The following is a 19,709-nucleotide window of genomic DNA, read 5'->3' as shown; positions in this document are numbered from 1 at the left end:
TTCTATTTTACCATATCAAAATAGGATTTTCAGTTTCAAAGACAGAAAAAGACTGGAACTCAGTCCAGTCTCTTCTTTAAGCTACTTCTTCGCTATCTTCTGTAAATTGACTATTGTACAAGTCTGCGTAGAAGCCATCTTGACCCATCAATTCATCGTGGTTGCCCTGCTCGATAATATTGCCATCTTTCATGACAAGAATCAAGTCTGCATTGCGAATCGTTGATAAGCGGTGAGCAATGACAAAGGAAGTACGACCTTCCATCAATTTATCCATTGCTTTTTGGATCAGCTCCTCTGTCCGAGTATCCACTGATGACGTCGCCTCATCCAAAATCAAAAGTGGAGAATCCTTGAGCAAGGCTCGTGCAATGGTTAAAAGCTGCTTCTGACCGACAGACAAGGTTACTGAGTCATCTAAGACTGTATCATAACCATTTGGCAAGGTCTTGATAAAGTGATACACACCCACGGCCTTAGCTGCTGCTTCCACTTGCTCATCCGTGATATGGTCTTGATTGAAAATCAGATTTTCCTTAATAGTCCCTTCAAAGAGCCAGGTATCTTGCAGAACCATCGAAAAGGCATCATGCACTTCACTACGTTTCATATCATGAACATTCACGCCGTCTATGGCAATCGTTCCTGAATTGATTTCGTAGAAACGCATCAGCAAGTTGACAATGGTTGTCTTACCAGCACCAGTCGGTCCGACAATCGCAACCTTCTGACCTGGTTTTGCTTCTGAAGTAAAGTCATGGATAATCGTTTTCTCTGGAGTGTAGCCAAAATTAACATGCTCAAATGTAACATGACCTTTGACCGTTTCCAACTGACGTGTCTTACTTTCTTCAACTTCCATCTCAGCTTCATTGAGGAATTCAAAGACACGTCCCATCGCTGCGCTAGCTGATTGCAACTGGGTAATCCCTTGGGCAATTTGACCGATGGGCTGGGTGAAGATCCGCACGTAGGTCATAAAGGCTACGATGGTCCCCATCGTGATGGTACCGTCTAAAGCCAGTGCCGCACCGACAACACAGACCATGACATAGCCAAAGTTCCCGATAAATTGCATCAGCGGCATCATAATGCCAGAGAAGAATTGTGATTTCCACATAGAACTATAGAGCTTATCATTCAAGTCTTTAAATTCAGACTTGGCTTGCTGACGGGCGTTATAACTAGTTACGACATTGTGACCAGTGTAGATTTCCTCTACATAGCCTGAAATATTGGCGAGATTTGTCTGTTGTTTTTTAAACAACGGCTGACTCTTAAACATGATAATGGATGACAAAGCAAAACCTGCAAATACAGAGACAATAGCTGTCGTTGCCAAATGCCAGTCCGTCTTAAACATCATAAAGATAGAACCAATCAACAGCACAATCGATACAACCATTGTAACCAAGGATTGGTTAAAGGATTGGGTCATCAAGTCCACATCGTTGGTGATACGAGACAAGGTATCTCCCTGTGAATGCCCATCAAAATAACGAAGCGGAATACGGTTAATTTTATCTGCGATAGCATCACGCATCCGTTGAGCGAAACGTTGAATAATCGTTGTCACGATAAAGCTTGCTGCGTAGGATACCAAGGCACCTCCCACATACAAGATGGCCAATTGACCAGCAATTTTACCGATTTTTGTCAAATTGATATCTCCTGTCAAGCCCTTGACCATGAGGTCTGTTACCTCTTTTAGACGGTCAGGCCCGATAACGGTGATAATACTTGAAATAATAGCTAGGACAACCGCGACTCCAAAGAAGGCCTTATAGCCCTTGACGTAGGGAGCCAGATTGGCAAATAAGCTTTTTTCTTGTTTTTTATTTTCCATTTTCCAACTCCTCCTTCGATAATTGTGAATAAGCAATTTCTTGGTAGACCTCATTTTGAGCCAAGAGTTCCTTGTGGGTACCTTGACCGACAACCTTACCTTGGTTCAGTACCAAAATCAAGTCTGCATCCATAATGGTTGAAATACGCTGAGCCACAATCAATTTGGTCATCTCAGCCGTTTTTTCTTTCAATTCATTCCGCAAAATACGGTCTGTCTTGTAGTCCAAGGCGGAGAATGAATCATCAAAAATCAGAATCTCAGGTTTGCGAGCCAAGGCACGAGCAATGGCCAATCGTTGTTTTTGTCCGCCAGAGAAGTTTGTCCCACCTTGGGCCACTTCTTCATCCAAACCTTTTTCTTTTGAAGCAACAAAATCCTTGGCTTGAGCTAATTCTAAAGCTTCCCAAATTTCTTGGTCTGTGAGAGGAGATTGTTCTGAAAGCCCGAATTCCATATTGGAACGAATTGTTCCACTGAAGAGGACCGCTTTTTGAGGAATATAGCCCACTTTATTATTCAAGTCATCGTGTGAATAATCATTGACATTAACACCATCTACCTTAATCCAACCTTCTGTCGCATCGTAGAAACGTGGCAAAAGGTTTACCAAAGTAGACTTACCAGAACCCGTTGAGCCGATAAAGGCAACGGTCTGACCTGCTTTTGCTGTAAAGGAAACATGCTCAATCACAGCACGAGAATGTTTGGTGTAACGGAAAGAAACATCGTGGAATTCCACTTGTCCTTTTTGTCCATTGTCTGCTGCGGAGGCATCCTTAAATTGAATAGATGGCTCCAAAGCAAGCACTTCATTAATCCGGCGAGCAGATACCAAGGCACGTGGCATGATGATGAAAATAGCCACCATCATCATAAAGCCAATGACAACCTGCATAGCATAAGACGAGAAGACAACCATATCTGAGAAGAGAGAAACGCGGTCTCCAATCGCATCTTTCATGGCCAAAGCTGATGTTTTCATCGCTTCCGCACTTGATTGATCCATGGCTGCAAGCTTGATATCATTGACCAAATGCGCCCCAATCCAGTAAATGGCCAAAGTCAAACCAGATGAGACAACCGTCATCACTGGATTCATCAAGGACATCAATCGGAAGACAAAGAGATTCAGCTTGGTCAAGCCAGCATTTTCTTGTCTAAATTTATCTGATTGGTATTCTTCGGCATTGTAGGCACGAACGACACGAACACCTGATAAGGACTCACGCGTGGTTGCATTGAGCGCATCTGTCAAATCCTGTACCATGCGCTGTTTTGGAAAGGCAAAGACTAACAATGTTGTGAGCAAAATCAAGACCATCACAACAGCAACCGCAACGGCACTGGTCCATTCATTACTCTTGCCCCAAATCTTTGTCAAAGCCCAAATGGCCATAATCGGTCCACGAGTGACTACCTGCATCCCCATGGTGATGAGAATTTGCAGCTGCGTCAAGTCATTGGTCGTCCGAGTCAAGAGAGAGGGAATGGAAAATTTCTTAATTTCCGCATCTGAATAATCCATCACTTGGTTAAAGATGTCCCCGCGCAAACGTGTTGTAAAACTAGCCGCTGTACGCGAAGCCAGAAAACCAACCGCAACGGCAATCAAAAAACTACCGAGTGAGAAGCCCAACATTTTTGAGCCCGGCTCTAGAATGTCTTTTATCTCTGTCCCTTTTGTCTGCAAGAGAGTCGTAATATCGGACATGTACTCTGGACTCTTCAGGTCCATCCATACCGCCAAACAAATCAAGACAGTACTAAGGACAATCATGCCCCACTCTCTAGCGTTCAAGCGTTTAAAAATCTTAAACATGCATTTACTCCTTTGTAAAAAGTGAAGAATCCTAAATTTCTTTAGGATTCGCTGTCATCTAATTGAATGTTTTGAGCTAACCTTGTCATGACTTGACGTGCCGAATCAATTTCTTCACGGCTGATACCATCAAGCAGGGTTTCATGAACATAGGCTATAAAATTCTCAAAATTGGCAGCCTTCTCTCGGCCCAAGTTCGTCAAGGCAAGGTTTTTGACGCGCTTGTCGGTTTGAGATGGTTGAATCTGGATAAATCCATTTTTTTCCATCCGTTTGACCAAGTTCGAAGCAACTGACTTGGAGATTTTCAATTTTTCTTCAACATCTTTGATAGAATAGTGGGCTTCTGGGTTGCGGTAAAGATGCATAACGATAAAACCTTGCGGTCCTGACAAATGCTCTGCGCCACAGTCTGTCGCAGCCTTATCCAAAAACTTTTCAATCTGATTTACTAGTCTACGAAGTTGTTGAAGTGGGGTTTCCATGACTTATCTCCTTTCAATTAGTTACCATGAAAACTATTATACACTATGTGGGGATATTGTCAACAAAAAAAGTTCTCATAGAAACTATTTTTTCAATCTATTTTCTGAAAAAATAAAAAACGGGTTTCGCCTTGTTTTAACGGATGTTTCTTCATCTAAAATCCAGAAAATAACTACATGATTTTCAAAATGAATTAGTTGATTTTCTTAGCTAGCATGGTTGCAAAGCGGAGCTTGATAGGATTGCCATTTTCATCCACTTTATGAAGATGACCAAAATCTTCGTTATACTTGATGAACTCCCAATCTTGGTAGTAGTCGCGCAACTCTCCCGCCTTGAAGGTGAATGGGAAATTCATGGTACATGGCGCATCCTCTGTATCCATAGCGCAGACAATCAGATTGTAACCACCGACTGCTGTTGACTCCTGCATGTTTTTGATAATGGCTGGAACAGCATCTGGGTTCAAGAACATAAAGACAACCGTTGACAAGATAAAGTCGTAAGTCTGGCTGAGATTGGCTGCATTGATATCATAGAGACCGAAGTTCATATCCATATCCTCAGCATCCAAGACAGTTGCCAACATCTCCAAGCTGACCTCATTGCGATCGACAGCTGTCACATCAAAGCCTTTTTTAGCAAGATAGAGGGCGTTGCGACCTTGTCCACACCCCAAGTCCAATACCTTGCCAGGTGCCTTGACCACTTCCATGGCCTCGATGATTTCCGAATGCGTCCGTCCATAATTGTATTTTTTAGCAAAATAATCTTCAGGCTGACAGAAAAACTCCACGAAAAATTCGGTATCATCTGTCAAGAGGGTCACGCGGTGCCAAGCTTGAGGCTCCACCATAGGAATATCCAGACGACGGTCAAAGATAAAGGTATCCGTGATTTCATTGTCATCTGAGATGGCTTCAAACTTGATTTGACCTTTTAAGACCTTGATTTTTCCCCAAGTGCCGACCTTGGTGTTGTGTTTGTGGGTAATTTCAGTTGGAACAGTTTCCTTGTTCCAGACAGGCATTCGTTTATAAGCGACTAATTCTGGCATGCTTCTTCCTCAACTTTTATACTTTTCTTTCTATTATACAAAAAAGAACTAGATTTCTCTAGTTCTCATCGACTATTAATCGCTTTTATGGTTCGTTTTAAATCACGTTCCTGTTCGCGACGCTTGATAGACTCACGTTTATCGTAATCGTGCTTCCCTTTAGCAAGGCCGATTAGGACTTTGGCAAATCCGTCTTTGATATAGACTTTGAGCGGTACCAAGGTCATACCTGTTCCCTTGACTTCATTTTCCAGCTGCTGGATTTGTTTCTTTCTAAGCAAAAGCTTGCGGGTACGAGTCGGGTCTTGATTCCAGATATTTCCCTCATCGTAAGGTGCAATATGAACATTGACCAACCAAGCTTCGCCTTTTTTAATCTGAGCAAAGCCGTCCTTGAGGTTGATACGGGCTGCGCGAACCGACTTAATCTCGGTACCTGTCAGTACGATACCCGCCTCAATGGTGTCTACAATGGTGTAGTCGTGGCTGGCTTTCTTATTTTGTGCGACGACGTTTCCTTGACCCTTGGCCATTCTTGCCTCCTTTCTTTGCTACTTCCTTGTAAAATGGTTTCTTTTTCTTCTTATCTTTTTTAGGAGAATGCGACTCTTGATCCGATTTACGGTGAGACTTGCCACGATTTTTCACAGACTTGTCATCTCGGTCACGCCCCCCACGATTGGCCTTCTTCCGACTAGACTTGGCAACTTTTTCAACCACATCCACTTCGGATGGAAGGTACTCAAAGTCAATCTCGCCTGTCATCTTATCAGCTTTGGTAAGCTTGATTTTAATGGCTTGACCAACACGGAAGACCACACCAGATTTTTCTCCCTGTAGTGTCATGGTCCGCTCATTGTAGCTGTAGTACTCTGGCAAATTGGTCACATGAATCAAGCCCTCAACCGTATTTGGTAATTCGACGAAGACCCCAAATTTGACAACACTTGAGACCACACCGTCAAATTCTTGTCCCACGAATTCTTGCATGTATTCTGCTTTTTTCATGGCTTCTACTTCACGCTCCGCATCAATGGCACGGCGCTCACGGCTAGAAGTTAATTTCGCAATTTCAGAAATTTCTGCCTCAAAATGCGCCACTTTTTCTTCTGTTAACTGGCCATATTCACGCACCATCCGGTGAACCAAAAGGTCGGGATAACGACGGATTGGACTGGTAAAATGAGTATAAAACTCTGCTCCCAAACCATAGTGGCCCGCATTGTGCTCAGAGTAGCGAGCTTGCTGCATGGAACGCAAGAGCATCATGCTGAGCACATCAGCATAAGATTCGCCCTCTACTCTAGCCATCAAGTCTTGCAAGGCTTCTTGGCTAATTGAACTGGCTGTCCCGTAAATCGGCAGACCGAAGGTGCTAGCATAATCAATAAATTTTTGCAGTTTTTCAGACTTGGGTTCTTCGTGAATCCGATAAATGAAAGGCAGTTCTAACTGGGCAAAATGCTCTGCAACTGTTTCATTGGCTGCTAACATAAAGGACTCAATCATTCGCTCTGCCAGTCCACGTTGACGCAAGACGATGTCCACAGGTAAACCATCTTTATTGACAATGATTTTTGCTTCGCTGGTATCAAAATTAAGGGCACCACGACCGAGTCGCATATTTTCAAGCGTCTTGTGCAGTTTGACCATCAGCTCAATACTTGGCACAATTTTTTTAAATTGCGCAGCTTTTTCCGCATTCCCTGCAATGATCTCATTGACATCTGAGTAGGTCATACGGAAGGCAGTCTTGATGACCGTCTGTCCAATCCAATGCTTGACAACTCGACCTTTGCGGTCAATCTCCATAATAGCTGACTGGGTCAAGCGGTCGACATTTGGATTGAGCGAGCAAATGCCATTTGACAGCCGCTCTGGCAACATGGGTACCACACGGTCTGTCACATAGACTGAGGTCCCACGATTGAGCGCCTCTTTGTCCAGAGCTGAGCCTTCCATCACATAATAAGACACATCAGCGATATGGACACCAAGCTCTAGATTGCCATTTTTCAGCTGCTTGATATGGACAGCATCGTCCAAGTCCTTGGCATCTGCGCCGTCAATGGTAAAGGTAATTTCATCCCGTAAATCCAAACGGCCTTCCATATCCTTTTCGGACGGTGCCTCGGGTACACGATTGGCCTCTGCCAAAACCTCTTCTGGAAACTCGGAAACGATATCCATTGACTCCAAAACTTCCAGCACATCAATGCCGACATCGTCTTGATGACCGACCACATCACGCAAGGTTGCCACAAAGAAATCATGCTTCTTACTTGGATATTTTTCAATATCAACCTTGATAATCTCCGTCCCAGTTAGGACTAGTGGTGATTTTTTAACGTAAATGCGTTGCTGAATTTTTTGATTTTTTGACTTGATATAGCCAGCATACTTGGGCTTTTCTTCATCCAAAATCAAGAGGCCGACAGCTGTCTTCAAGGCATGGTCTAAAATATCAACCACGCGTGCTTCGGCCGCAGTTCCTTTTAAACGGTCTGCTACCTTGGTAATGGCAACCTCAACTGTATCGCCTTCGATGGCATGATTGACATCATTTCGACCGACAAAGAGGTCGTCCTCTTCCTCATCCACCGTCACAAAGCCAAATCCATTTTTATGGGCACGAAAAATTCCCTTAATGGTGATGGCCTGCTTTTCTTTCTTCTTAGGAAGGGAGATTCGTCCCTTCTTGTCAAATTGCAGTTGTCTTTGACTTTCCATCTTGGAAACCAGTTTGATCAACTCGACAAATTCCTTGGAAGACGTCGCTCCTAGCTGATCTGCAAGCTGATCCATGGTCACAAGACCGACCTCTGCTATATATTCTTTAATATCTTTTTTCATGATTCCTCTACAAAAAAAGGGACTGATAAGCCCCTGTACCATTTATTTACTTGAAATGATAACCAAACCAACAGCTACAAGCATCCATAACAATACAAGGATAGCTGTCAAACGTTGCATCACTGCCTCAAATCCACGTGCTTTTGTTCGCTCGAATAGGGCACCTGAACTGGCATCAAAAACATTGCTAGATTGGTTTTTAGCAGGCTGTAAAAAGATTACAACAACTGTAATCACTGATAAAACTAAAAGAACGGTTAATAAAATTTGGTACATTTTTTGTTCACTTCCTTCAATAACTCCCTACAGTATAACACATATTCTATTTTGTTTCAAGGTGAAGGGTCACTTTTCTTTCCTTGGGACAATACTTTAGAACCTCTATTTTCTGCGGATGAGTTTTACTATTCTTGCTGGTCAGATAGTTTTTGCTGCCACACTCTGAACATTGTAAATTAATTTTTACTCTCACACAATTTCCTTTACTTTAAGATACTTTCTAAAATTGATTAAACTCCAGCTAAAATTGACAAAGACAATCATCGCCGTCACGTAAAAGACCATTCGGTAACCTAGGTGAGTAGCCACCATTGACCCGACAAAAGGCCCTGCCACTTGCCCCATATAGCTAAACATCTGATTGTAGCTAAAAATCCGTGAAATCCCTTCTCTAGGTGTAATCTTGCTCAGAAGTGAATTGATACTTGGCATGAGGGCTCCTACGCCAAAACCGTAAAGGAAACGAAGAATCCCTAATTGCAGCGGCGTCTGAGCTAAAGCGCAGAGAAAATACATGGCAAAGCTATAAAACAAGGCAAGCAATAAAAGTCTATGATTGCCAATTCTGTCGCCAATTTTTCCCAGAAAAGACGAGCTCAGCATGCTTGAAAAACCAAGTGCTGACACAATCAAACCAGACACAAACATGAGATTTGTCGTTTGCCCCAGATGACGAATGTAGAGCGTTAAAATCGGTGCAATAGACTGGGCCGAAATTTGAATAATCATGCTGGTTACAAACAAGCCAATCATGATTTGCAAGCTGCTAACCTGTCTGAAAACTTCTCGAGTCGGCAACACATCTTCCCGCGTAATGGGCTCAAAATCTTCCTTAACCAAGAAAATCGTCATCAAGGTACAGATTAAGAGAATGAAGCCAACCAAGAGAAAGACTTGTCGAATACCGAGCCACTCTGCCAAGAGCCCTCCAAGCAAGGGACCAATCAGACTGCCGCCCGTAACACCTGTTGCCAAGGTCCCTAAGGCATATCCCGAATGTTCCTTTGGAGCCTGACTGGCAATCAGGGCCGTCGAATTAGGCACATAGCCCGCAAAGACACCATTCAATATCCGCAATACCAACAGCCAGTAAACATTGGACACAAAAGCTAGCCCACCCATGGTGAAGGTCATGACTAACGCTGCTCGGACCATCATGGGCTTGCGACCAAATCGGTCCGCCAAGCGACCCCAAATCGGGGAAACCAGAGCTGAGGCTAGGGCTGAAAGCGATACGGCCAGGCCAGCATACAGCTCCACCTTGCTTTTAGGCGCACCCAGCTCTTCTACATAAAGCACCATGAAGGGCATAACAAGTGAAAAGCTTGCCCCAGTAAAGAAGTTCCCGAGCCAAGCTACTTTTAAATTTTGACGCCAATTTACTGCATTCGTCGAAATAAGTCATCATCTTCTTTCTCTGTAAAGTCTTTGACTATTATAACACAAAGCCAGAAGAAAGACTGATTTTTTAGGAAATTCCTTCCAAGGCGTGCCTAATTTGGGCAAAAGTTTCCTCTTTACTGCCACTATTGTCAATCACACAATGAGCAAATGGATGTTTCTGCGCCAGAGACATCTGACTGTCCAAACGTTTTTTCGCCTCCTGGTCCGAGTAACCATTGCGCTCTTTCAAGCGCTGCAACTGGGTTTCTTCATCTAGAGCCACTAGCCAAATTTCATCAAACCAGTCCACATAATCAGCCTCGATGAGCAGGGGAATATCCATGAAAAACACAGACTCTGTCTGCACCAACTGGTCTCTTCTCTTCCCTAACTCTGCGCGGATGATGCCATTTTGCAAGTCTGCTGACCGGTCCAAATTTTCCTTGGATGAAAAGATAATTTGTGCCAAGGCAGGACGATTGAGATGGCCTTCTTGATCCAAAATATCCTGCCCCAGCCACTCCACCAAGGCCTGATACAATTTTCCACCTTTTACTTGGAGGTCGTGCACCACTTGGTCTGAATCAATTACTTGGTAGCCTAATTGTCGCAAATAAGCTGTCACAGTCGACTTCCCAGAGGCAATTCCCCCTGTAATTCCGATAATCTTTGTCATTTTTTCACCTGACACTTCGAACAAAAATGTGTCCCCCGTCCACCTAGTTGTATTTTTTCAATGGTCGTCTGGCAGCGTGGGCACTTCTGGCCAGTTTTCCCATAAACCTGCAAATATTCCTGCATGGTACCGTCTTCGCCCAAGGCATTGCGGTAGGTCCGAATAGTCGAGCCACCTTTTTCCACCGCCAGCTGCAGAATGCGGATAATCTCCTCACGAATCCGCGCGCTTTCTTCATCGGTTAGACTAGAAGATGACCGACTAGGATGGATTTGCGCAGCCCACAACACCTCATCCACATAGATATTGCCCAGACCTGCGACCAAAGTCTGATCCAAAAGATGATTTTTGATGGTTTTTGCAGACTTGGATAACTTTTCTTGGAAATGGCAGAGCTGAAAATCCGCCTCTATCGGCTCTGGGCCAATCTTTTTAGACTGGAAATAGGCTTCCACAGCCTCACTGTCTACCAATTCCATGGTACCAAACTTACGCACATCTTGGTAGACCAAAGTTGAACCATCAGTTAGCTTGAAAAAGACATGAAAGTGCTTGTTTTCAGGTACTTGATCTGGAAAGAGCAGGTACTTGCCTTCCATCCGCAAGTGGGAAATCAGGACAAAATCTGTCAGGTAGATGAGCAAGTATTTCCCTCGACGACCAACTGACACGAATTTTTGACCAGGGAGATAGGTGACGAAATCTTCAACACCACTGCGAATCATTTTTGGAACTCGTACTTCGACAGTTCTCAACTCTTTTCCAAGAACCAAGCGCTCCAAACCTCGACGCACCGTCTCCACTTCTGGCAATTCTGGCATAGTATTCCTTTCTAATCCTCTTTCGAATAGCTTAAAATATCTCCCGGCTGACAATCCAAAGCCTCACAAATGGCTAATAAGGTTGCAAATCGAATCCCTCTTGCCTTGCCGGTTTTTAATATGGATAAATTTGCCTGTGTAATCCCGATTAGCTGAGCTAGTTCTTTGGAACTAATACCCCGCTCGGCCAACACTTTATCCAGATGTACTCTAATCTCCCCCATCAGATAAATCCATCCATCTCTTCTTTTAATTGAAGTCCATTTTTCACAATAATCATCAGACTGACAAACACCAATAACAATATGTCATTGTCAAAGTATGGAAAAATATAGTTCAAAAAGACTTACTCAAAACCGCTAAATGATTTCAGGCTGATAAAAACATCATCTACCACACTGCAAAAGATAAGGACAAGATTTAGCACAAAAATCTATTTACTCAGCTGATAAGTCTCTTCTGTGAACAGACGATTTTCTATTAAATTTAGTACAAATTTACGGACAGCATTCAACAAAAGAATTGGCAACAACCCCACCCAAAATAGTTGAAAAAGTAGGGTAAATAAGACTTGAACAGGCTCATAAGACTGCTTCCAGTCTAAAATCAACATAACTATGCCGATACCTCCTCTAACTAGAAACCACATCAACAAGATAAACTGCAGCATTCTGAACAAGAAAGTTACGATAAATTTACTATTTTGACTGTTCATGACAATCCTACTTTATTGTTTTACAATAATTGTTTGTTTTAAATTATTATAAAACAATAATTTCTACCTGTCAAGAAAAATAAATAAGCTGAGCAAAGCTCAACTTATCGACCCATTTCAAAATGACCAGAAAAGAATTCTTCCAGCATGACACGGTGTTTTTCAAACAGATCTGTCATCCCAGCAATCTCTTCTCTTGAGAAAAAGCGGAGTGCCAAGGTTTCCGAGTCCGTAAAGTCCAATTTTGTCGCATCCGACAAAGCCTTGACCTCATAGAGGATGACGATAGACTGCGTTTTGTCTCCATTTGGATAGTGGGTTTCCGTATTGCTATAAATATTCAGCAAGCGGACTGGCTCTACGGTAATCCCCGTTTCTTCCAAAAATTCCCGCTTACAGGTATCAACCGAACTTTCTCCAAGCTCCATGGCGCCACCTGGTAGCCCCCAAGTATGCATATCACCACGAAGTTGCAAGAGCACGCGCCCAGCCTCATCCGTCAGAATACCTCCCACAAAGTTGAGCATAATCTTATCATGACCAACTTTTGATCGGATGTAGGAAATATAGTCTTGGTTCATTTGTTTTACCTTGTTCTCTAATACTCTTTCTCATTATAGCCAAAGTCAGCTAGGTCCAACTTTTTATCACGCCAGTTTTTCTTGACCTTGACCCAAGTTTCGAGGTAAACCTTGTCCCCCAGCATGAGTTCAATATCGCGACGGGCCATTTTACCGATCTTCTTGAGCATCGCGCCTTGTTTCCCGATAATAATGCCTTTTTGGCTATCACGTTCTACCATGATGGTCGCACGAATATGCACCTTATCCGTCTCTGGATCGCGTTTCATGGACTCAATCACTACAGCTACAGAGTGAGGCACTTCTTGCTGCGTCAGGTGCAAAACTTTCTCACGAATCATCTCCGATACAAGGAAGCGTTCTGGATGGTCGGTGATTTGGTCTTCCGGGAAGTACTGAAAGCCTTCTTCCAAATTTTCCTTCAAAAGCGAAAGAAGGGTTTCGACATTATTGCCTTGAAGGGCTGAAATAGGCACCACTTCTTTGAAATCCATCTGGCTACGGAAGTCGTCAATCTGCTCCAAGAGCTGGTCTGGATGCACCTTGTCAATTTTATTGATCACCAAGATAACTGGGATATTTGCAGCTTTGAGACGCTCGATAATCATATCGTCCCCTTTGCCACGTTTTTCATCAGCCGGTACCATGAAGAGAACGGTCTCCACCTCGCGCAAGGTCGAATAAGCGGATTCCACCATGAAATCCCCAAGCGCTGTCTTAGGCTTATGAATCCCCGGCGTATCGATAAAGACAATCTGCTCGGTATCCGTTGTGTAAATCCCCATGATTTTATTACGAGTTGTCTGCGCCTTATCGCTCATGATGGCAATTTTTTGACCCATTACATGATTCAAAAAGGTTGATTTTCCAACATTTGGACGACCTAAAATCGCCACAAATCCTGATTTAAATGTCATAGTTTCTCCTTAAAATAGTAAATTCCAAATTTTTGGAACAAAAATAATTAGCCCTGTCAGCAAGGCAAAGCCCGAGACGAATAAAACCGCCCCAGCTGCCATATCCTTGGCATTTTTTGCAAGCATGGAAAAGTGATAACCGCTAGCCAGGTCCACCACATTTTCAATAGCCGAATTGACAATCTCAAAAGCGATAACCAGACTAATGCTCAAGAGCAAGAAGAGCCACTCGGTCACCGACACACGAAAAATCAATCCTGCTATCAAGACCAAGATGGCTGACACCGTATGCTTGCGCATGTTGCGCTCTTCCTTAAAAGCCGTAAACAGACCAGTGATGGCAAATTCCATACTGGCTACTAAATCACGGTTTTTCCACTTTTTTTGTGAGTTATTCTCGTGTAAGTCCATAAGCAGTCAAAATCTCTTCCTGTAGTCCAAACATTTCTGCTTCTTCTTCTGGTGTGTAATGATCATACCCGTTGATATGCAAGAAACCGTGTACCGCTAAAAATCCCATTTCCCGTTCATAAGAATGACCGTAGTCTTCCGCTTGCTCACGCGCCTTATCAATGGAAATGTAGAGCTCACCGATATAGCTATCGAACTCGTCCATCATCTCAGCCAGTTCAGGATTTTCAGCCAAATCTTCCTCATCAAAGAGGATTTCCTGCTCTGGCTTATACTCCAAACTCACCACATCTGTTGGGCGGTCAATCCCACGGTATTCCAAATTGACTTCGTGCACCCGTGCATTATTCACAAAAGTGACAGCCATTTCCTTATTTTCCTTACCAATATTGCTAGCTGCAAAATTCAGCAACTCCGTAATTTGTTCCTGCATTTGAGACGATACTTGCCCCGTCTCATCCACCATTTCAATATACATGTTTTTCTCTTTTCTGTCTTTTTTCCATTATACCACAAAGCCAACCAATGCCGAAAGAAAAAAGGGGCTGCCAGGCAGTCCCCATTTATTACTAAGCATTATAGCATATTCATAGTTTCCCCACTTACCATTGAACCAACTCACAAGCGCCAGCTTTCTCTTCGTTGGGATAAGAGTTCCATCTTGTCCAAGTTATAGTGATAGCGTTCTAAAATAGTTGGATTAAGAGTCCCATTTTCAAGAGCGGCTTTGACCGCACACTTGGGCTCTGTCCTGTGCTGGCAATTGCTAAATTTACAAGCTGCAGCCAAGTCATCAATGACTGCAAACAAGGACTTGGTGTCCATAGCATAATGGCTGTCAATTCCCTTGAATCCCGGTGTGTCCACCACATAGTAATCTAAGTCTGGACAGTAGACAAAGGTGCTGCTAGTCGTCGTGTGCTTGCCTTTCCCATCCTGTCGCTTCACGGCATTGACTTTGGCAGAGAATTCTTCCTGTAAGAGATTGACCAAGGTGGACTTGCCTGCTCCAGACGTCCCGATGAAAAGACCAATCCCACCCGCTACTAAATTTCCTTTTAGCGTATCAATAGAGTCTTGATCCTCACTGCTAATGGCCACTAGAGTAATATTGGAGTAGAGTTGCTGGATTTCCTCCATGACAGTCGCATAGTCAGGACACAGATCCTTCTTACTCAAGACAATGGTCAAGTTGACTTCCTGCTGAGAAAAGACCAGCACGTAACGTTCTAACTTTGAAATAGAAAAATTTTGGTCCAGCGATATCAGAATGAACACCTGGTCAATATTGGTCGCTAGCACCTGATCTTGATCTGAAAAATGATAACTCTTTGCCGTTGTATTATTGGCTTTTTGAATCTTATTTTTCCGCTCGACCACATGTAATCGCTCATGATTCCCTTCGGTAGATAAGGCAACAATATCCCCCACAAACAAGTTTTTCTGGCCTTGTTTTTTTGAAACATCTTCCACATGACCATCCGCAAAGCCTAAGATATAGTTCATCCTATTTTCTGAAATAATTCGTGCTTGCTGGGGATTGTCTCCCTTCAGAGCAAAATAATATTCTGGCATAAAACTCCTTATTTAACCGCTTTTGTTGCTAAGAAGGTCTTGATATTGAGGTCGTGGAGCCGACCTGTTCCATTGGTGTCTTCGTAGAGGTCCTTGAGGGTAAAGCCTGCTTTTAATTGACCACCGATTTGCTCTTCAATCGTGTGGGAAAACTGCATACCGCAATCTTCTGCTTCCATAAAAGCACGCGCTTTTTCATCTGTTGTTGGATCAAATGGCATCTTCCAAACGATTTTCTCCTCTGCCTCGTCCACGATATAGTTGATTTCATTTCCAAGTCCCGCTAGGAAAATGCCGCCTTTTTTCAAGACACGATAGGCCTCGGCAAAGACAAATTCCACATCCTTAATATAGCAGTTGGAAACCGGATGAAAAATCAAGTCAAAAGTCTCATCCTCAATAGGAAGTCGCTTGGTCATATCGCCTTGAATGGTCTCAATGGTGTAGCCTTCACGTTCTGCCACCATGATTTCGGACGCGATTTGCTGGCCTGAATAATCCAAAACTACACAATCTGCTCCCAATGCTGCAAAAATGGGCATTTGCTGACCACCGCCAGAAGCTAGTCCCAGCACTTTTTTGCCTGCCAAGTCTCCAAACCAATCGTGGGGAACAGGAACGGTTGGCGTCAAGAGCATCTCCCACTTGCCTTCTTGAGCTCGGACATAATCTTCATGTGAAATAGGAATGCCCCATTCCCAGCCTTCCTCGACCCAACGATCAATAGTTTCTTGGTTGATTTTCTGATAATCTGTCATTTTTTCTTATACTTTCTAATTATACTTTCTGCTGAATCTTGTGCATGTGAGCGTAAATACCGCCAAGAGCCAGCAGTTCTTCATGATTGCCTCTCTCGACAATCTGTCCTGCGTCCAGTACCAAAATCTGATTCGCATTTTGAATAGTCGACAAGCGGTGGGCGATGATAAAGGTCGTCCGTCCAGCCTTGACCACTTCCATAGCCCGCTGGATAATGTCCTCTGTCTCGGTATCAATATGCGAGGTTGCCTCATCCAAAATCAAAATCTTGGGATTAGAAAAGAGGGTCCGCGCAAAGGCAATTAACTGACGCTCCCCACTTGAAAAGGAAGCACCTTTTTCTACGACAGGTTCATGAATGCCCTTGCTCAAGCGGCTAAGCAAATCTCCCGCTCCCACTTGTTCCAAGGCTGCAAGAATGTCCTCATCCTTGGCATCCGTTTTGTCCATAGCTACATTTGTCGTAATCGTCCCTGTGAACAAATAGGGGTCTTGGAGGACAATCCCCATGTAAGAACGGAGACTTTCGCGTGAAAACTGGCTGATATCCTGATCATCAATCAAAATACGACCAGATTGCGGGTCATAAAAGCGATAGAGGAGGTTCATAATGGATGATTTCCCCGAACCAGTGTGTCCCACCAAGGCAATGGTTTGCCCCTTTTCCACTTCAAGGTTAATGTCCTGTAAGACAGGCTTACCTTCCTCGTAGGCAAATTGGACTGCTTCGAACCGCACGCGCCCATCTTTTACAACTAACTCTTCTGCCGCATCTATTTCTGTTTCGGCATCTAGCAGGTTCAAGACACGTTGCCCCGTCTCCATAGAACGTTGGATATTTGGAAGTTGGCGAACTAGCATACCCATGAGGTCAAATAACTCGATGACATAATTAAGATAGATAAAGAGACGGCCTGCTGTGATAGCTGCATGTCCTGATAAGAACTGCATCCCGATCAGAGTCAAAATAGCTGCTACCACCATATTTTTAATGAATTCAGTCAAGGGCCAAGAGGCAATGGACTGGGCCCAGATAATCCGATTATCTGCATTCTTCATTTTGGTAGCTGTCGCTTCAAATTCGTCTAAGATATGCTCTTCTTGTCCAAATAATTGAATCAGACTGGCACCGTTCATGGTTTCATTGACTTGTGTATTGACTTCGCTTCTGGCATCATAGAAATCCTTCATAGGAGCATTGGTCATCTTGGCATAGATGAGCTGTATCAGATAAAAAACAGGTATCAACAGCAGCAAAACCAAACCAAGGCTAACATTCATATAAAAGATGATGCCGTAGGTAATCACAACACGGACGACGTTGGAGCCGATATAGACCAGCATGCTGTAAAATTGATTGCGCAGGGTCTCCGTATCATTAACAATCCGCGTTGCAATCTTACCCGCTGGTTTATCGTCAAAGTAGGAAATTGGTAGATTTTGCATGACATCATAGGCACGATTCCGCAGATTTTCTGCGATTTTATTGGCAGAATGAATCAAGATACGCATTGCTAGATAGGAAAGACCCCCACCCAGTGCTATCAAGCCCACATAGCCTGCCAAACGCTCTAAAAAATCCGCCTCATCAAAGGCCATGTGCTTACTCAAATCTGTCAAAGGTCCATCAATGACCGCCTGCAAGAGCAAGGGAGCAACCTGACTAGCCAATGTAGCCAGTAAAAATAGCAGAACTCCCCAGAAAAAGAGGACGGCCACATGTTTAATTTCTTTTACTAATGGAACGATAATTTTCATTATTCCTCCCCTTTCTCTTCACTTTGTTGGCGCTGATACTGTTCATAATACCAACCACCTTGCGCTAACAAGTCGGCAGGAGTTCCTTCCTCGACGATAGCACCGTCGTCCAGCACCAAAATCCAATCTGCATGGTTGACCGCAGACAGACGGTGGGTCACGATGATATTGGTCTTCCCTGCCCGCTCTTTTTGGATATTGTGGATAATCTGACGTTCTGTCCGTGCATCGACCGCAGACAAGGAGTCGTCCAATATCAGCAAATCAGGGTCACACAAGAAGGCACGTGCAATGGAAATCCTCTGCTTTTGCCCGCCGGAAATGGACACCCCACGCTCACCAATCATGGTCTCAAGACCAGCTGACATCCGCTTCAAATCCTCTTCAAAGGCTGCCGTCTCAACAGCTTTCAAAATCTCTTCTTGACTTGCATCCGACTTCCCAAGAGCAATATTTTCACCTACAGATTTGGAGAAAAGGATGTGCTCTTGAGGGACATAGCCAATTAGCTGCTCCACCGAACGACGCATATAGGATGTAATCGGCAGGCCATTAACCAAAAATTCTCCCTGTCCCTGTGGATATTGCCGCAAAAATTGACGAACCAAGCTTGTCTTCCCAGAGCCCGTTTTCCCGACAATTCCAACCGTCTGACCAGCTTTCAAAGTCCAATTGATACCGCGCAAGCTAGGCCGTTCAGCCTTGGGATAAGAAAAGTCGTAATTTCTAAATTGGTAATCCTGACCAGGAGCCAAACTCACTTCCCCGTCAACTTCCATATCGTCCCCTGTTGTAATCAGCTCATTGACTTTGGCAAATGACGTCTTTCCTGTCTGGTAGACCAAGATAAAGTCTGACAACATCCAGAACGGCTCAATCAAGGAAACCATATAGAGCTGAAGGGCGATAACCTGCCCCAAGCTAACTTGACCCATTTTCAAAAAATGAGCCCCCAGAAGCAGAACAAGTACAGTGGACATGCCAATCAAGAGACTCCCCATAGGCTGATAAAGCGACTGCAAGGCTGTAATCTGGTCACCCGATGTTACCAAGGCACTGGTACGCTTGGCGAACCGATTTTCCTGTCTGGCCTTTTTCGAATAAGCCCGCATGACACGAATGCCTTCTACCGCCTCAAGCACCTCATTGTTGAGGTTAGAAATCGCCTCACGTCTTGCTTCTATCAAGTCATCCTGTTTGCGGCTGATAAAGTAGGAACCTGTCATCAGTACCGCCATCGGAATCATGGCTACCAGGGTAATCTGCCAAGACATCAAAAACATAGTTGGAATGATAAAGGCAATCATCCCGCCTGCGTAGACGACAATCATGAGACCGTAGCCCACCATTTCCATCAGACCTTCCACATCCGTTGAAAAACGGGTCATCATATCACCTGAACGAAATTTCTCATAGAAAGGCGTCCGCATGGATACTAATTTTCGAAAAGCCTGCCACTGCATGTCAAATTTGAAATTGACCGATGCTTGAAAGAGCTTGTAATGCCAAATATAGGCTGACAGATAGTTGACCAGGGTCGCTGCCACCAATATCCCCACATTTGACCAGAGAACCTGAGCAGTCAACTGTTGATTGGACAAGTTGTCCACCAATCCCTGAATGACCTTGGTCGGTACCAACATGGTCATGTCGTAAACAATCAATAATAGAGCAATCAAGAGGTACATCCACTTATGTTTCTTGACATAGTTAAAAATTAAACCAAACATTTTTCATCTCCTATTTCCATTCTTTCCAAAGAATTCTACT

The 19,709-nt window shown here is 43.8% G+C and carries 21 protein-coding genes; all 21 read right to left on the bottom strand.

Features of this window, described 5'->3' with window-relative positions; translation table 11 throughout:
- Positions 1 to 76 precede the first annotated feature (76 nt).
- Positions 77 to 1,846 carry an ABC transporter ATP-binding protein gene (locus J2T50_RS03135; protein ID WP_253363594.1) on the bottom strand — a complete coding sequence of 590 codons (1,770 nt, stop codon included), beginning with the start codon at positions 1,844 to 1,846 and terminating at the stop codon, positions 77 to 79.
- Positions 1,836 to 3,668 carry an ABC transporter ATP-binding protein gene (locus tag J2T50_RS03130; protein WP_253363592.1) on the bottom strand — a complete coding sequence of 611 codons (1,833 nt, stop codon included), beginning with the start codon at positions 3,666 to 3,668 and terminating at the stop codon, positions 1,836 to 1,838. Before J2T50_RS03130 ends, J2T50_RS03135 begins: the two co-directional genes overlap by 11 nt.
- Before the next feature lie 41 nt (positions 3,669 to 3,709).
- Complete coding sequence (locus J2T50_RS03125; protein WP_253363590.1) at positions 3,710 to 4,153, bottom strand: MarR family winged helix-turn-helix transcriptional regulator; 444 nt, start codon at positions 4,151 to 4,153, stop codon at positions 3,710 to 3,712.
- Positions 4,154 to 4,347: 194 nt separating this feature from the next.
- On the bottom strand, positions 4,348 to 5,211 hold the full coding sequence (gene tehB / locus J2T50_RS03120; RefSeq protein ID WP_253363588.1) for an SAM-dependent methyltransferase TehB: 864 nt from the start codon (positions 5,209 to 5,211) through the stop codon (positions 4,348 to 4,350).
- Positions 5,212 to 5,276: 65 nt separating this feature from the next.
- Positions 5,277 to 5,744: an SsrA-binding protein SmpB gene (gene smpB / locus J2T50_RS03115; RefSeq protein WP_253363586.1), complete on the bottom strand. Its 468-nt coding sequence runs from the start codon at positions 5,742 to 5,744 to the stop codon at positions 5,277 to 5,279.
- Positions 5,707 to 8,064 (bottom strand): ribonuclease R, encoded by a 2,358-nt coding sequence (gene rnr, locus J2T50_RS03110; RefSeq protein WP_253363584.1) that lies wholly within the window; start codon positions 8,062 to 8,064, stop codon positions 5,707 to 5,709. Before rnr ends, smpB begins: the two co-directional genes overlap by 38 nt.
- A gap of 42 nt (positions 8,065 to 8,106) precedes the next feature.
- Complete coding sequence (secG, locus tag J2T50_RS03105; RefSeq protein ID WP_253363582.1) at positions 8,107 to 8,340, bottom strand: preprotein translocase subunit SecG; 234 nt, start codon at positions 8,338 to 8,340, stop codon at positions 8,107 to 8,109.
- Positions 8,341 to 8,386: 46 nt separating this feature from the next.
- Entirely contained in the window at positions 8,387 to 8,536 is a 150-nt protein-coding gene (gene rpmG / locus J2T50_RS03100; RefSeq protein WP_075099873.1) for a 50S ribosomal protein L33, read from the bottom strand.
- Positions 8,533 to 9,741, bottom strand: a complete 1,209-nt coding sequence (locus tag J2T50_RS03095) for a multidrug efflux MFS transporter (RefSeq protein ID WP_366515774.1) — start codon at positions 9,739 to 9,741, stop codon at positions 8,533 to 8,535. Before J2T50_RS03095 ends, rpmG begins: the two co-directional genes overlap by 4 nt.
- A gap of 70 nt (positions 9,742 to 9,811) precedes the next feature.
- Positions 9,812 to 10,402, bottom strand: coding sequence for a dephospho-CoA kinase (coaE, locus tag J2T50_RS03090; RefSeq protein ID WP_253363578.1), 591 nt, complete (start codon positions 10,400 to 10,402; stop codon positions 9,812 to 9,814).
- Positions 10,399 to 11,223 (bottom strand): DNA-formamidopyrimidine glycosylase, encoded by an 825-nt coding sequence (mutM, locus tag J2T50_RS03085; RefSeq protein ID WP_253363576.1) that lies wholly within the window; start codon positions 11,221 to 11,223, stop codon positions 10,399 to 10,401. The genes coaE and mutM overlap by 4 nt, the downstream gene beginning before the upstream one ends.
- A gap of 11 nt (positions 11,224 to 11,234) precedes the next feature.
- Positions 11,235 to 11,447 carry a helix-turn-helix domain-containing protein gene (locus J2T50_RS03080; RefSeq protein ID WP_253363574.1) on the bottom strand — a complete coding sequence of 71 codons (213 nt, stop codon included), beginning with the start codon at positions 11,445 to 11,447 and terminating at the stop codon, positions 11,235 to 11,237.
- A gap of 209 nt (positions 11,448 to 11,656) precedes the next feature.
- Entirely contained in the window at positions 11,657 to 11,938 is a 282-nt protein-coding gene (locus tag J2T50_RS03075) for a hypothetical protein (RefSeq protein ID WP_253363572.1), read from the bottom strand.
- A gap of 104 nt (positions 11,939 to 12,042) precedes the next feature.
- Positions 12,043 to 12,519, bottom strand: a complete 477-nt coding sequence (locus J2T50_RS03070) for an NUDIX hydrolase (protein ID WP_253363570.1) — start codon at positions 12,517 to 12,519, stop codon at positions 12,043 to 12,045.
- A gap of 17 nt (positions 12,520 to 12,536) precedes the next feature.
- Positions 12,537 to 13,436 carry a GTPase Era gene (gene era, locus J2T50_RS03065; protein ID WP_253363568.1) on the bottom strand — a complete coding sequence of 300 codons (900 nt, stop codon included), beginning with the start codon at positions 13,434 to 13,436 and terminating at the stop codon, positions 12,537 to 12,539.
- 9 nt (positions 13,437 to 13,445) lie between these two features.
- A complete protein-coding gene (gene dagK, locus J2T50_RS03060) occupies positions 13,446 to 13,847 on the bottom strand; it encodes a diacylglycerol kinase (RefSeq protein ID WP_253363566.1) in 402 nt (133 codons plus the stop codon).
- On the bottom strand, positions 13,828 to 14,325 hold the full coding sequence (gene ybeY, locus J2T50_RS03055) for an rRNA maturation RNase YbeY (protein ID WP_222346811.1): 498 nt from the start codon (positions 14,323 to 14,325) through the stop codon (positions 13,828 to 13,830). The genes dagK and ybeY overlap by 20 nt, the downstream gene beginning before the upstream one ends.
- A gap of 140 nt (positions 14,326 to 14,465) precedes the next feature.
- Positions 14,466 to 15,422 (bottom strand): ribosome small subunit-dependent GTPase A, encoded by a 957-nt coding sequence (gene rsgA / locus J2T50_RS03050; RefSeq protein WP_253363564.1) that lies wholly within the window; start codon positions 15,420 to 15,422, stop codon positions 14,466 to 14,468.
- Between the two features lie 8 nt (positions 15,423 to 15,430).
- Positions 15,431 to 16,180 carry a class I SAM-dependent methyltransferase gene (locus J2T50_RS03045; RefSeq protein ID WP_253363562.1) on the bottom strand — a complete coding sequence of 250 codons (750 nt, stop codon included), beginning with the start codon at positions 16,178 to 16,180 and terminating at the stop codon, positions 15,431 to 15,433.
- Positions 16,181 to 16,199: 19 nt separating this feature from the next.
- A complete protein-coding gene (locus tag J2T50_RS03040; RefSeq protein WP_253363559.1) occupies positions 16,200 to 17,939 on the bottom strand; it encodes an ABC transporter ATP-binding protein in 1,740 nt (579 codons plus the stop codon).
- The gene (locus J2T50_RS03035; RefSeq protein ID WP_253363557.1) at positions 17,939 to 19,669 is read right to left on the bottom strand and encodes an ABC transporter ATP-binding protein; all 1,731 of its coding nucleotides are present in this window, start codon (positions 19,667 to 19,669) and stop codon (positions 17,939 to 17,941) included. The genes J2T50_RS03040 and J2T50_RS03035 overlap by 1 nt, the downstream gene beginning before the upstream one ends.
- Between the last annotated feature and the right edge of the window lie 40 nt (positions 19,670 to 19,709).

This window comes from Streptococcus gallinaceus, assembly GCF_024170225.1.
GTDB classification, from domain to species: domain Bacteria; phylum Bacillota; class Bacilli; order Lactobacillales; family Streptococcaceae; genus Streptococcus; species Streptococcus gallinaceus.
The sequence above is the reverse complement of the archived record's forward strand: the minus strand, read 5'-3'. Positions and strand labels throughout refer to the sequence as shown.

What these genes read in the sequence shown, in the direction of transcription:
- dagK (WP_253363566.1), bottom strand. Translation starts at nt 13,847, where the DNA reads ATGGACTTACACGAGAATAACTCACAAAAAAAGTGGAAAAACCGTGAT.
- era (WP_253363568.1), bottom strand. Translation starts at nt 13,436, where the DNA reads ATGACATTTAAATCAGGATTTGTGGCGATTTTAGGTCGTCCAAATGTT.
- J2T50_RS03035 (WP_253363557.1), bottom strand. Translation starts at nt 19,669, where the DNA reads ATGTTTGGTTTAATTTTTAACTATGTCAAGAAACATAAGTGGATGTAC.
- rnr (WP_253363584.1), bottom strand. Translation starts at nt 8,064, where the DNA reads ATGAAAAAAGATATTAAAGAATATATAGCAGAGGTCGGTCTTGTGACC.
- rsgA (WP_253363564.1), bottom strand. Translation starts at nt 15,422, where the DNA reads ATGCCAGAATATTATTTTGCTCTGAAGGGAGACAATCCCCAGCAAGCA.
- ybeY (WP_222346811.1), bottom strand. Translation starts at nt 14,325, where the DNA reads ATGTATATTGAAATGGTGGATGAGACGGGGCAAGTATCGTCTCAAATG.
- J2T50_RS03130 (WP_253363592.1), bottom strand. Translation starts at nt 3,668, where the DNA reads ATGTTTAAGATTTTTAAACGCTTGAACGCTAGAGAGTGGGGCATGATT.
- J2T50_RS03075 (WP_253363572.1), bottom strand. Translation starts at nt 11,938, where the DNA reads ATGAACAGTCAAAATAGTAAATTTATCGTAACTTTCTTGTTCAGAATG.
- J2T50_RS03045 (WP_253363562.1), bottom strand. Translation starts at nt 16,180, where the DNA reads ATGACAGATTATCAGAAAATCAACCAAGAAACTATTGATCGTTGGGTC.
- smpB (WP_253363586.1), bottom strand. Translation starts at nt 5,744, where the DNA reads ATGGCCAAGGGTCAAGGAAACGTCGTCGCACAAAATAAGAAAGCCAGC.
- coaE (WP_253363578.1), bottom strand. Translation starts at nt 10,402, where the DNA reads ATGACAAAGATTATCGGAATTACAGGGGGAATTGCCTCTGGGAAGTCG.
- J2T50_RS03135 (WP_253363594.1), bottom strand. Translation starts at nt 1,846, where the DNA reads ATGGAAAATAAAAAACAAGAAAAAAGCTTATTTGCCAATCTGGCTCCC.
- mutM (WP_253363576.1), bottom strand. Translation starts at nt 11,223, where the DNA reads ATGCCAGAATTGCCAGAAGTGGAGACGGTGCGTCGAGGTTTGGAGCGC.
- J2T50_RS03040 (WP_253363559.1), bottom strand. Translation starts at nt 17,939, where the DNA reads ATGAAAATTATCGTTCCATTAGTAAAAGAAATTAAACATGTGGCCGTC.
- J2T50_RS03070 (WP_253363570.1), bottom strand. Translation starts at nt 12,519, where the DNA reads ATGAACCAAGACTATATTTCCTACATCCGATCAAAAGTTGGTCATGAT.
- J2T50_RS03125 (WP_253363590.1), bottom strand. Translation starts at nt 4,153, where the DNA reads ATGGAAACCCCACTTCAACAACTTCGTAGACTAGTAAATCAGATTGAA.
- tehB (WP_253363588.1), bottom strand. Translation starts at nt 5,211, where the DNA reads ATGCCAGAATTAGTCGCTTATAAACGAATGCCTGTCTGGAACAAGGAA.
- J2T50_RS03080 (WP_253363574.1), bottom strand. Translation starts at nt 11,447, where the DNA reads ATGGGGGAGATTAGAGTACATCTGGATAAAGTGTTGGCCGAGCGGGGT.
- secG (WP_253363582.1), bottom strand. Translation starts at nt 8,340, where the DNA reads ATGTACCAAATTTTATTAACCGTTCTTTTAGTTTTATCAGTGATTACA.